This is a genomic window from Simplicispira sp. 125, assembly GCF_003096555.1.
GTDB lineage: Bacteria > Pseudomonadota > Gammaproteobacteria > Burkholderiales > Burkholderiaceae_C > Simplicispira.
Genome location: NZ_QEKM01000001.1, coordinates 499,955 through 512,409, shown reverse-complemented (window position 1 = coordinate 512,409; position 12,455 = coordinate 499,955). Strand labels below are relative to the sequence as shown.

The 12,455-nt window shown below is 64.4% G+C and carries 7 protein-coding genes; 2 read left to right on the top strand and 5 right to left on the bottom strand.

Annotated elements, in window-relative coordinates:
- Positions 1 to 128: 128 nt before the first annotated feature.
- Entirely contained in the window at positions 129 to 911 is a 783-nt protein-coding gene (gene cysE / locus C8D04_RS02405) for a serine O-acetyltransferase (RefSeq protein ID WP_116003437.1), read from the bottom strand.
- 35 nt (positions 912 to 946) lie between these two features.
- Positions 947 to 1,738, bottom strand: coding sequence for an RNA methyltransferase (locus C8D04_RS02400; protein ID WP_116003436.1), 792 nt, complete (start codon positions 1,736 to 1,738; stop codon positions 947 to 949).
- Positions 1,739 to 1,879: 141 nt separating this feature from the next.
- Between C8D04_RS02400 and C8D04_RS02395 the strand changes: the two genes are divergently transcribed.
- Positions 1,880 to 2,809 (top strand): inositol monophosphatase family protein, encoded by a 930-nt coding sequence (locus C8D04_RS02395; RefSeq protein ID WP_116003435.1) that lies wholly within the window; start codon positions 1,880 to 1,882, stop codon positions 2,807 to 2,809.
- 25 nt (positions 2,810 to 2,834) lie between these two features.
- On the opposite strand, the gene C8D04_RS02390 is transcribed toward C8D04_RS02395, so the two are convergent.
- From C8D04_RS02390 to C8D04_RS02380, 3 genes are read right to left on the bottom strand one after another with little or no spacing between them, the layout of a single operon-like run.
- On the bottom strand, positions 2,835 to 3,959 hold the full coding sequence (locus C8D04_RS02390; RefSeq protein ID WP_116003434.1) for a two-component system response regulator: 1,125 nt from the start codon (positions 3,957 to 3,959) through the stop codon (positions 2,835 to 2,837).
- The gene (locus tag C8D04_RS02385; RefSeq protein ID WP_116003433.1) at positions 3,949 to 8,793 is read right to left on the bottom strand and encodes a response regulator; all 4,845 of its coding nucleotides are present in this window, start codon (positions 8,791 to 8,793) and stop codon (positions 3,949 to 3,951) included. The genes C8D04_RS02390 and C8D04_RS02385 overlap by 11 nt, the downstream gene beginning before the upstream one ends.
- A 42-nt stretch (positions 8,794 to 8,835) precedes the next feature.
- A complete protein-coding gene (locus tag C8D04_RS02380; protein WP_233521085.1) occupies positions 8,836 to 11,385 on the bottom strand; it encodes a GGDEF and EAL domain-containing protein in 2,550 nt (849 codons plus the stop codon).
- A 307-nt stretch (positions 11,386 to 11,692) separates the two neighbouring features.
- Between C8D04_RS02380 and C8D04_RS02375 the strand changes: the two genes are divergently transcribed.
- Positions 11,693 to 12,445 carry a Crp/Fnr family transcriptional regulator gene (locus C8D04_RS02375; protein ID WP_116005968.1) on the top strand — a complete coding sequence of 251 codons (753 nt, stop codon included), beginning with the start codon at positions 11,693 to 11,695 and terminating at the stop codon, positions 12,443 to 12,445.
- Positions 12,446 to 12,455 lie beyond the last annotated feature (10 nt).

Below are 12,455 nucleotides of genomic sequence, written 5' to 3'. Positions count from 1 at the left end.
GGTGCGTGCACCCTTGCTACGTTGTACTTAATTGATAGCACGTAGCGCTTGAATCTATTGGGTTTCAGATATTTTTCTATCTAAAACCCAATAGATTCAAGCGCAAGCAGCTCTCTTTTCAGAAGCAATCACTCGCCCACGAGGTCGTTGAGCTTTCCTGCCTCGAAGTGTTCTTGCAGCGCCGCATCGCGGGGCACGCAGTCGCGGGCTTGCTGGGGGCCGGACGACAGCTTTTCGATGGCCTGCCACAGCAGCGCAATCTGGTGCTCTTGTGACGAGGCGTTGTCGATCAGGCCGCGCAGGGCCTGGGAGAGCGGGTCGTCTTCCTGGGTGATGCCGTAGGCCGTGAACTTGGGCGCCTGCTGCGGCTCGGTCACGTCGGCGCTCTGGCCTTCCTTGGAAGGGATGATGCGCGCCGGAATCCCCACGGCGGTGGCGCCCGCAGGCACGGGCTTGATGACCACGGCGTTGCTGCCAATCTTGGCGCCATCGCCTATCTCGAAGCCGCCCAGCACCTTGGCACCAGCGCTCACCACCACGTCACGGCCCAGCGTGGGGTGGCGCTTGCTGCCTTTGTAGAGCGAAGTGCCGCCCAGCGTGACGCCCTGGTAGATGGTGCAGCCATCGCCAATCTCTGCCGTCTCGCCCACCACCACGCCCATGGCATGGTCGAAAAAAACACGCTCGCCAATTTTTGCGCCAGGGTGGATTTCAATGCCGGTCAGCCAGCGCGAGCTATGCGAAATAAAGCGCCCCAGCCATTTGAACCCGTGGTTCCAGCACCAGTGGGCGCGCCGGTGCAGCACCAATGCGTGCAAGCCGGGGTAGCAGGTCAGCACCTCCCAGCGGCTGCGCGCGGCAGGGTCGCGCTCAAGAATGCATTGGATGTCGGAGCGCAGGCGGGTGAACATGAAAGATGGTGCTGTGCAACAAAAGAACGCTCAGTCTAGCGCTTTGAATCGGCCGTCTCGATCATGGCCTTGGCAACACCGCGCAGGATGTGGATTTCTTCAGGCGCCAGTTGCGCACGGTTGAAAAGCTGGTTGAGCCGGGGCATGAGTTTTTTGGGCGCTGCCGGGTCGAGAAAGCCGATGGCGGTAAGCGCCTGTTCCCAGTGCGCCAGCATGCCCGCCACCTGGGCGGCATCGGCCAGCGTCGCCGTGGGCGTAGCCTCCTGCACACCAAAACCACCCAAGGCCTGGCGCCATTCGTAGGCCACCACCTGGATGGCCGCCCCCAGGTTGAGCGATCCAAAGCCGGGATTGGTGGGGATGGACAGCGCCACATGGCAGCGGTACACGTCTTCATTGGTCATGCCAAAACGCTCGGAGCCAAACAGGAAACCGATGCCAGCCTCGCCAGGCGACTCCGTGTTTTCTTGATTCATTTTTGCCTGCAAAGCTTTACCATCAAGCGCTGGCAGCTCCTTTTTCAATAGCATTTCAAAATGCGTACGCGGCGCGCGCGTGGGCGGGCCAAAGTCGCGCGGCGTCATGGCCGTGGCGCACAGGTGGCTGATGCCGTCCAGCGCCTCGTCCAGCGTTTCGACGATGCGCGCGTTGTGGAGCACGTCCAGGGCTCCGCTGGCGCGCTGGATGGTCTCCTCGCGCCGCAGCACATTGGGCCAGCGCGGGGCAACCAGCACCAGGTCGTCAAAGCCCATGGTTTTCATGGCGCGGGCGCAGGCGCCCACGTTGCCGGCATGGCTGGTATGGATCAGGATAAAACGGGTCTTCATGGGCGCGCAGGCACAGTCGATGGTGGGGGCGGGTAAAATACCGGGCTTATTGTCGCCGCCCGCATCGCCAGGCTGCGATATTTTCTGTTCCTGGCCCGCGCAACCACGCCACAAGCCGTGTTGCGCACACCTGCACAATCTATGTCGTCCAACCTGCACCCCATGCTCAACGTGGCCATCAAGGCCGCCCGCGCCGCCGGCGCCATCATCAACCGCGCGGCCCTGGACGTGGAGGCAGTGCGCATCTCGCAAAAGCAGATCAACGACTACGTCACCGAGGTGGACCACGCCAGCGAGGCGGCCATCATCGAGACGCTGCTCACAGCCTACCCCGGCCACGGCATCCTGGCCGAAGAGTCGGGCAACCAGCATGGCGCCAAGGATTCGGAGTTTGTCTGGATCATCGACCCGCTGGACGGCACCACCAACTTCATCCACGGTTTTCCCGTCTATTGCGTGAGCATTGCCCTGGCCGTGCGCGGCAAGATCGAGCAGGCCGTCATTTTCGACCCCTCGCGCAATGACCTGTTCACCTCGACCAAGGGACGCGGCGCTTACCTGAACGAGCGCCGCATCCGCGTGAGCAAGCGCACCCAACTCAAGGAGTGCCTGGTCTCGACGGGCTTCCCGTTCCGTCCGGGTGACAACTTCAAGAACTATCTGAGCATGATGGGCGACGTGATGCAGCGCACCGCCGGCCTGCGCCGCCCCGGCGCGGCCGCGTTGGACCTGGCCTATGTGGCCGCCGGTTACACCGATGGTTTCTTCGAGACCGGCCTGAACATCTGGGACGTGGCGGCCGGTTCGCTGCTGGTGACCGAGGCGGGCGGCCTGGTGGGCAACTTCACGGGCGAGTCTGATTTCCTGGAACAGAAGGAATGCCTGGCAGGCAGCCCCCGCATTTACGGGCAGCTGGTGCAAATCCTGGGCAAGTACAGCAAGTTTGCCGGTGCGGGCGACAAGGCCGCACTGCGCCAGGCGGCGCAAGAGCCCACTGCAGAAGATGCTGCGGAAGTGCCTGCCGACAGCGCAACCGACACCAGCGCCCCCGAAGACGACGCCCACGTCTGATCTGGCGGGCTGCGCGTAGCCCTGTTCAGTCCGGGTACTTCAACGCGATGTCGCGAAACTCTTCTGCGATATCAATGAAGGCATCCACCACATCGGGGTCGAATTGCGTGCCCCGCCCCTTCACAATGGCGCTGCAGGCCTGTTCGTGCGTGCTGGCACTTTTGTAGATGCGCCGGCTGATGATGGCGTCGTACACATCGGCCAGCGCCATCAGGCGCCCGGGCACGGGGATGGCATCACCCGCCAGGCACAGCGGGTAGCCCGTGCCGTCCCAGCGCTCGTGGTGGCAGCAGGCCATGTCCTTGGCCACGTTCAAAAACCGTACCCGCATGCCCAGGCGGCGCTCGGCACCCTCGATGGCCTTGCGGCCCAGCAGGGTGTGTTCTTTGACGACCTCGAACTCGTGGTCGGTCAGTTTGCCGGGTTTAAGCAGGATGTGGTCCGGGATACCAATCTTGCCAATGTCGTGCAGTGGCGCTGATTTGTAGATCAGATCAATCATCTGGGTGTTCAGAACGGCCTCGAAACGCGGGTGCGTGCTCAGCCGCTCGGCCAGGGCTTTCACGTAGAGCTGCGTGCGCCGGATGTGGTTGCCCGTTTCATCGTCGCGCGTTTCGGCCAGCGACGCCATGGCCATCATGGTGACGTCCTGCAGAGCCTGCACTTCGAGAGTGCGCAGTGTCACTTCGCGTTCCAGGTACGCGCTCTTGTCGCGCAGGAAATCAGCCGTGGCCTTGAGTGCCAGGTGGGTCTGCACCCGCGCCAGCACAATGGGCGGGCTCATGGGCTTGGTGATGTAGTCCACCGCGCCCAGCTCCAGGCCCAGGCGCTCGTCGTCGCGGTCGGCGCGTGCGGTCAGGAAGATGACGGGAATATCGCGCGTGGCTGCCGACGCCTTGAGCTGGCGGCACACCTCGTAGCCGTCCATCTCCGGCATCATGATGTCGAGCAACACCAGATCGGGCACGGGATCAGTCTGCGCGGCCTTGAGCGCACGCGCCCCACTGTTGGCCACCTTGACGCGGTAATGATCACCCAACAATTCGGACACCAGCACCAGGTTGTCTGGCGTGTCGTCTACCACCAGCACGGTGGGCGTCTGGCGGTTGCGCCAATCGACAGGTAGATCCTGCATTTCTTCACGCTGCATGGCTGCTCCCTTTTCGGCTGTGCCCGGTGGGGTGCCCAGGCCTCTGCGGTGGTTGTGCCAGCCACCCGGTCAGGGCGGCCAGCGCGGGCTCGAAATCAAACTGATCGATAGGGCCTTGCACGCCCGCCAGCGCCGGACCCAGCGCCTGGGCCAGCAGCGCCGCATGTTCCCGGACAAAACTGCGGGCGGCCGGGTCGTCGCGCTGCAAGAGCAGGTGCAGCTGCGCGACCGCCGCATGCGCCTGCTCATGGGGCGCGCAGGGGGCCTCGTTGCTGTGCTGCGTCTCAGCGGCCTGCGCACTATGCCAGGCCAAGAGCGGTTGCACCAGCGCATCCAACGCCGTGCGCAGCGTGTCCAGCAGGGAGTGGACTTCGTCAGAGGACATGGCGACCGGGCTGCGCAGGCCATCTTCCAGACGAGCGGCAGCATCTTGTAAGGCGATGGCTCCCACGGTGCCCGCCAGGCCGCGCAGGGTATGTGCGTCGCGCGCCGCCTGTTCCTGGTGGCCCTGTGCCAGGGCTTGCGCAATGCGCTCCGCCACGCCTCCCTGGCTGTCCATGAAGCGGTGGAGCAACTCGGCATAGAAGGCGGGCCGGCCCAGGGCATTGCGCAGGCCCTGGGTCATGTCGAGCTCCGGCAGGGGGGGCGGCAGCAACCCATCGGGCAGCGGGCCACGCTCAGCGCGCAATGCGGGGGCGGCCAGCGCACTGGACGCCGAGGCCGCAATCCAGCGCTCAAGGGTTTCCCACAACCGCGCGGGAACAATCGGTTTGGCCAGGTGGTCGTTCATGCCGGCGTCCAGGCAGCGCTGGCGGTCAACGTCCAGGGCGTTGGCGGTCATGGCGACAATCGGCAGCTTTGCCAGGCGCGGGTCGGTGCGCAGCTGGCGCGTGGCCTCCAGGCCGTCCATCACGGGCATCTGCATGTCCATCAGCACCAGGTCGTAGGGTTGGCTGCGCGCCAGGTCGACGCCTTGCTGGCCATCGGCGGCCACATCCACCTGCACACCCGCTTCCTGCAACAGCTCGCGGGCGACCTGCTGGTTGAGTTCGTTGTCCTCCACCAGCAGCACGCGCGCGCCCTGCAGCACCGGGCAAGCCTGCGGTGCGCTGGCCGGTTGTGCCGCGTCGTCCGGCAATAGCTGGCCCAGCACCTGCATGAGGGTGTCGAACATGACCGAGGCGCTCACGGGCTTGATGAGCACCTCTTCGATCCCCTGGCGCTGCGCCGAGCGCAGCACATCCTCGCGGCCAAAGGCGGTCACCATGACGCGGTGAGGCAAGCGGGGCAGACTCAATTCACCAATGCGCCGCCCGAGCTCCAAGCCATCCATACCGGGCATCTGCCAGTCGAGCACCACCAGGTCAAAAGGCCGCTCCTGCGCAGCCGCCTGCTGCACAGCCTCCAGCGCCTGGGCGCCGGAATGCACCTGCTGCACATCAAAGCTCATGGACTGCAGCATCTCGGCGATCACCGTAGCGGCATGGGCGTTGTCGTCCACCACCAGCACGCGCAGGCCGCGCAGATCGGGCGCTGGCAGCAAGGGCCGCGCAGGCGCACCCCGCTGCAGCGGCACGGTAAACCAGAAGGTGGAGCCCTGTCCCAGCTGGCTGTGCACGCCTACCTCGCCGCCCATCAGTTCGGCCAGACTTTTGCTGATGGCCAGGCCCAGACCGGTGCCGCCATAGCGGCGCGTGGTCGAGGTGTCGGCCTGCTGAAAGCTCTGGAACAGGCGCTCGATTTGATCGGCAGCGAGGCCAATGCCCGTGTCGCGCACCTCGAAGCGCAGGAGCACCTGGTCACCCTGCTGCTCCTGCATGCGCACCACGATGCCCACGTCGCCGCGCTCGGTGAACTTGATGGCGTTGTTGGTGTAATTGATGAGAATCTGCCCGATGCGCAGGGCATCACCCACCAGATTGGGCGGCACATCGGCCGCCACATCGCAAATCAGTTCCAGCCCCTGCGCACTGGCCTTGTGGCTGATGACGTCCACCACGCCACCCAACACCTGGTCGAGTACAAAGGGACATGTCTCGATATGCAGCTTGCCCGCCTCGATCCGCGAGAAATCAAGAATATCGTTGATCACGCCCATCAGGTGCTGACCGGCCTGCTGGATTTTGCTCACGTAATCGTACTGGCGTTGATTGAGCCCTGACTTGAGCGCCAGGTGCGACATGCCAATGATGGCGTTCATGGGCGTGCGGATTTCATGGCTCATGTTGGCCAGAAAATTGGACTTGAGCGCCGTCGCCTCCTCGGCCAACTCCTTGGCACGGCGCAGCTCCTCTTCTGCGTGCTGGCGATCGGTAATGTCGGCAAAAGTCCCGATGACCCCGCCCGGCGCACCATCGGGCCGGCGAAAACCCTGCAACCAGAAAAGCGTGCGGTGCATCTGGCCATCGGCATAGGGCATGTCCACCTCACGGTGCACCGCTTCGGTGCCATGCAGTGCAGCGATGGCATCCGCCTGAAACAGGTTGCGCTTATCGGCGGACAAGTGTTCCAGGCTCTGCACGGTCTTGCCCAGATAATCCTCACGCCGGATGCCAAATGCCTGCTCGTAAGCCCGGTTGAACCCGAGGTAGCGGCCTTGCTCATCCTTGTAGAAGATAGGCACAGGAATGGTGTCCATCAGCACATGCTGGAATTGCACCTGGGCCGCCACCTGCTCTTCGAGCTTCTTGTAGGCGTCGATGTCCACGTTGACGCCAACGATGCGTTCGGCTTTGCCTGATGCATCGCGCAGGATGTGGGCCGTGCAGGCATACCAACGCACACCGCCTTCAAAACGCTGCAAACGCCAGGCGTCGTGGAAACTGCTGGCATTGCCCTGCAGCGCGGCCTCCATGCGCGCCATGGCCGTAGCGACGTCTGCCGGCCACAGGCGCTCTTGCCAGGTGGTTCGCCAGTTTTCAAACACCCGCTCGGTAATGCCCTCCACGCCATCGACTTTCTGGCGCCAGATGCAGCGCCCGGTGCGCAGGTCGATGTCAAACACACTGGTTTTTCCCGCCTCCTGCACCAGCTCCAGGCGTTCGCTTGTCTCGCGCATGACCTGCTCGGCAAGGCGGGCCTCGGTCACGTCCTCGATCACCCACAGCGCGGCGCTGGCGTGGCCATCGACCTGCACAGCACGGCCCGACATGCGTACCTCGATCATCTGGCCATCAAGCCGCCGCACCCACCAATGCTCGCGCACCTGCAAGCCCTGCGCAAGCTGCGGTCCCACGCGCGCAGCGAATGCCGCATGCTGCTCCAGGCTGCCAAAGAGCATGCTCACACGCTGGTTCTGCAACTGGGCAGATGTACCTCCCACCAGGGCGATAAAGGCCGGGTTGAAGAGATGCATGACACCGTCACACGACAACAACACGGGCGGCGCACTGTCAAAAATGGCGTTCTGCTGTTCCAGCAGCTCCTTGAACCTGCGCTCGCTGCGCTGCAGCTTTTCCTGCTCGCGCATACGCTGCGTCACTTCCTCATGCAGACCCACCATGCCCACACAAACGCCGCGCGCATCGAGCACGGGCGAAAGCGTCGCCTCCTCGTGGTATTCGGTTCCGTCCTTGCGCCGGTTGATAAAGTGCCCCTTCCAGGAGTGGCCCGTCACAACGGCCGCCCACATCTCGCTGAAGGTTTCCATTGGCGTCTTGCCGCTGGCCAGCAGCGAGGGTTTTTGGCCCCGCACCTCGTCCAGGCGATAGCCTGTATTGCGCTCAAACTCGGGATTGACCCATTCGATCGTGCCCTGGGCATCGGTCACCACCACGGCCAGCGGGCTGTTCTCCAGCGCAGCGCCCAGCACCAACAGGCGCTGCTGCGTGGCCACCATGCGGGCCCGATTGCGCAGCAGCTCGAGCACCAGCATGCCCAGCAGGGCCAGCAAGGCAAAGGCCACGCCGCCATAGCGCCAACGATCGGGCAGCGGCATCACCTGCGACACATCTTCCAGCACCACCAGCGACCAAGCTCCTCCCGGATCGCTCCAGTCCACCACACGGCGCTGCACGGCATGCTGCACGCCGTCCATCAGCACCTCGGGCGACAAGGGTGAAAACGGCAGAGCCGAGGCGACCCCGTTGTCAAAATGGTGGCCAAACTGGCGCAGCCGTGCGATGTCGTCAATGCGGCTCTGGGTCAAAGGGGGCGCCACGGCATACATCCACTCCGGGCGGGTGGCTGAGATGACCACGCCTTGGGGCGACAGCAACAGGGTGGGCAAACCGGTGTGCGCCAGCAAGGCATCAATGGGCGCAAACGGCATCTTGAGCATGACCACGCCCAGTACGGGCGTCTGCGCGCTGGCCCCGGCATACAAAGGCGCTGCCACGTACAGGCCCCGTTCGTACGTGTGCGAGCCAAGGGCGGCATACACATTCACCCGGCCTTGCATGGCCTGCTGAAAATACGGACGAAACGCCACATCGGTACCAGTGGAATGGGACCCGGTCGTTTCGTGCGCCACGATGATTCCATTGGCGTTAATGACATAAGCGCCGTCCAGCCCAAAACGCTCCCGCGCTGTGGCAAGGGCTTCGAGCGCCGCTGGCGCATCGGGCACCTGCACGCCTTGCGCCACGGCCTTGAGTACCGGCTCAGTCAGGCCCATGAGTGCAGCCGCTCCCACCAGTGGGCCCCGGGTGGTTTGCTCATCCAGGGCAGCACCCGTTTGTTCGAGCACCTTCTGCCGCTGCACCTGCCGCTCGTCCAGGCGCTGGTTCTGCAGCACATCGACCATCAGTACCGCGCCGGCCAAAGACAGTGCCAACACGACCAGCACTCCGCTCAGCCAGGAGATGCGCTGCTTCGGGGCGTCACCCATCAACATAGGCAACTCCTGAGGGAATCGCACAGCGTAGCCGTTGCGGCCTTAGATCGTGCCATCGGCCAGCGCCTCCACATCCGAGGCAGGGCCAGGCCGCCCAAACAAAAACCCCTGGAACTGCTCGCAGCCATGCAGCCGCAAAAAGCCCAGCTGCCCCGCCGTCTCCACCCCTTCGGCCACCACGTCCAGGTCCAGGCTTTGCGCCAGCGCCAGGATGGTGCGCACGATGGCCGCGTCGTTCGGGTCGGTCAGCACGTCGCGCACGAAGCCCCGGTCGATCTTGACCTGGTCCAGCGGCAGGCGCTTGAGGTAGCCCAGGCTCGAATACCCGGTGCCAAAGTCGTCCAGCGCAAAGCCCACGCCTTCGCGCTTGAGTTGCACCATGCGCTCGATGGTGTCGTCCATGTCGCCCAGCAGCAGGCTTTCGGTCAGTTCGAGTTTCAGGCGCTTGGGGTTGGCACCGGTCTCGCGCAGGGTGTGCAAGACTTGCGCGGCAAAGTCGGGTTGGCGAAATTGCCGGGCGCTGACGTTGACGGCAATGCTCAGGTGGGCGGTTGCCTGCTGGGCGGCCCAGCGCACGAGTTGCTGGCAGGCGGTGTGCAGGATGTGCTGGCCCAGCGGCAGGATGAGGCCGGTCTGCTCGGCCAGGGGGATGAATTCCATCGGTGCGATGGCGCCGCGCTCGGGGTGGTTCCAGCGCGCCAGGGCTTCGGCGCCTTTGACGTGGCCGTGGTGGTCGACCACGGCCTGGTAGTGCACGAAGAGTTCGCCGCGCTGCAGGCCCTGGCGCAGGTCGGCTTCCAGGCTGGAGCGCTCGTGCAGGGCTTGCTGCATGCCAGGGTCGAAGAAGCGGTGGGTGTTGCGCCCGGCGGCCTTGGCTTCGTACATGGCCAGGTCGGCGCGCTTGAGCAGTTCGTCCACGCTCTGGCGTTCCTGGCCAAAGAGGGTCAGGCCGATGCTGGGGGTGCTGTAGTGCTGCTGGCCTGCCAGCTCAAAGGGGTTGTTCAGGGCCAAAAGCAGTTTGCGTGCCACGGCTTCGGCCTGGCGGGCGGCGTGGTCGGTGTCGGTGTCCAGGCCTTCGAGCAGGATGACGAATTCGTCGCCGCCAAAGCGCGCCACGGTGTCGCATTCGCGCACGCTGGCCGAGAGGCGGGCGGCCACTTGCGTGAGGAGCTGGTCGCCCATGTCGTGGCCCAGGGTGTCGTTGAGGTCTTTGAAGTTGTCCAGGTCGATGAACAGCAGGGCGCCGTGATGGTGGGTGCGCTGGCTGCTGAGCACCAGACGGTGCAGGCGGTCGAGCAGCAGGCGGCGGTTGGGCAGCTGGGTGAGGGCGTCGTAGAAGGCCAGGCGTTCGATTTCCTGGGCAGCACGCTTGCTGTCGGTCACGTCCAGCGTGTAGCCGTGCATCAGCACCGCACCATCGGGTTCGGCCTGCAAGGCCGCACTGGTCATCTGCCAGCGCACGTCACCGTCGGGCGCCCGCACCCGGTATTCGCAATGCCAGGGGCTCAGGTTGCGCACGGCACGGCGCATGGTACGGCGCACCCTGGGCAGGTCTTCCTCCAGCACATTGCGCTCCAAGGCCTGAATGTCTTGCCGCACCAGTTGGTCAGACACCCCCATCAAATCGTTCACGGCCTCGCTGACATAAGGCAGGCTCGGACTGCCGTCCGGGCGAATGCGGCACTGGTAGATGAAGCCGGGAATGTTGCTGGCAATGCTCTGGATGAAGTCCAGCTGACCGCGCAATTGCTCAGCAGAGCGGTGTTCCTCGGTCACATCCTGCACCACCCCCATCTCCACCATCACCCCGCCCTGCTGCGACGGACGGCGCACGCGCGAGCGCATCCAGCGCACCTGCCCGTCGGGGCGGCGCCAGCGGTATTCAATGTCGCCACCGTCCTGAGCGGCCTGGGCCGATGCGACGATATGCCGATCTTCGGGCAAGATACCGCTGAGGGAGCGTTCGGGACTGATCCATTCCTGGCGCTCAAAACCGGCGATGTCACACAGCCCGGGCGACCAAAGCAACACGGTCTCGCCCTCATCCCAGATGCGGCGCCAATAGCCCGTTCCCGCCATGCTCTCCATGGTGCCAAAGACCTCGGTCTGCTCGTCCAGTTCACGCCGTGTGTCTTGCAACGCCTCGTCGGTGCCCGCCAGCGTGATGCGCAGCAGCTCAGCCTCTGAAACGTCCTGCACGGTCACCAAAATACTGCCGATGCCGGTGGACTGGGCATGGATCTTCCAGGCCAGCACCAGCCGCCCCTGGTCGCGCAGCACGTGGCGGCACTCCAGCGGTTCGCCCGTGCGTGCCGCGGCATGGAGCTGCTCCAGCACATGGGTTTGCGCCAACAGCAAAAACACCTGGGCGGCAGACACTCCACTCGTACTCGCCGAACGCAGCCCATGCAGGCGGCGAGCGGCCGCGTTGGCGGAAACCAGTCGCAAGTCCCTGCCTTGCAAATGAAAACCCAGCAAGGCCACAGGAACAGCATCCAGCATGGACTGCAGGCTGGACTGCCCCACCTGCGCGGCAGTGGCTTCTGTAGGCAGGATGGAAGGCTCTGGCTGTACTGACGGGGTGACGTTCACGTAGAAGCCTCTCACAAAAAACACATGACACAGCAACGCAAAAATACTGCGCCCGCGACCCAAGCAAGCCATCGTATGGCAAAGCGTAACAACATGTACTGCCGTCGTAACAACTTACGGGTAAACACGCACATGCAACCATGGGTCGGTTGGCAGCATAGCCTCTGTACGGCCAGCCCCTCCCCACCGCCGCTAGACCCCTGCATCGAGAAGCGGGCCCAGGCCAGGTCTGCCTTCTGCCGCACGGCCTCCTAGAATGCGCATTCTGCGACCAGAACCCAGCCGCCCGGCAACCGCCTCTCCCACCATGCAAGAAACTGTGCCCCACGGCGCCCACCAACGCCCCCTGCTCTGCGTCAGCGAACGCGCTGCCATTGACCGGGGCCGCTGGTTTGCCGCGCTCTCCCCCTCGCTGCGGCACGACATCTTTCGCCTGGGTACCGTCACGCGCTATTCCCATGGCGAGATGATCGTAGAGCAGGGCCAACTGGCGCAGCACTGGTTTGCCTGCGCCAGCGGCGCCATCCGCTTTCGCCGTACCTCTCCAGGAGGACGGCAGGTGACCCTGGCCTATGTGGAGCCGGGCATCTGGGTCGGCGAAGCCGAAGTGCTGCACCGTGGCCCCAACACCTACGACGCCCATGCCCACGGAAACACCACCCTCCTGGGCGTGGCCGAGACCGTGTTCCGGCAACTCCTGCACGAACATGCCGAATTCGGCGAAGCCCTGCTGACCTTGCAGGCGCGGCGCATGCGCTTTCTCTACTGGATGATGGAAGACATGGCCACGCTGCCGCTGCGTGCCCGGCTGGCCAAGCAATTGCTGCACTTCATGCGCCGCTTTGGCCCCCGTACCCCGCAGCCCACGTGCGAGATGCCGGTCGGCATCAGCCTGGTGCAGGACGAAATGGCCCAGTTGCTGGGCTGCTCGCGCCAGCGCGTCAACGTCGAACTCAAAGCCATGGAGCGCGACGGCGTGATCCGCATGGCCCAGCGCGGCATCACCATCCTGGACCTGGCGCAACTCGAAGCTCTGGCACAACAGGAAAACCAGGCCTGACCCATCCCGC

Bases quoted from the DNA above. Each gene is read 5' to 3' on its own strand.
- C8D04_RS02390 (WP_116003434.1), bottom strand. From the start codon at position 3,959: ATGCAGCGTGAAGAAATGCAGGATCTACCTGTCGATTGGCGCAACCGC.
- C8D04_RS02395 (WP_116003435.1), top strand. From the start codon at position 1,880: ATGTCGTCCAACCTGCACCCCATGCTCAACGTGGCCATCAAGGCCGCC.
- C8D04_RS02400 (WP_116003436.1), bottom strand. From the start codon at position 1,738: ATGAAGACCCGTTTTATCCTGATCCATACCAGCCATGCCGGCAACGTG.
- C8D04_RS02375 (WP_116005968.1), top strand. From the start codon at position 11,693: ATGCAAGAAACTGTGCCCCACGGCGCCCACCAACGCCCCCTGCTCTGC.
- C8D04_RS02385 (WP_116003433.1), bottom strand. From the start codon at position 8,793: ATGTTGATGGGTGACGCCCCGAAGCAGCGCATCTCCTGGCTGAGCGGA.
- cysE (WP_116003437.1), bottom strand. From the start codon at position 911: ATGTTCACCCGCCTGCGCTCCGACATCCAATGCATTCTTGAGCGCGAC.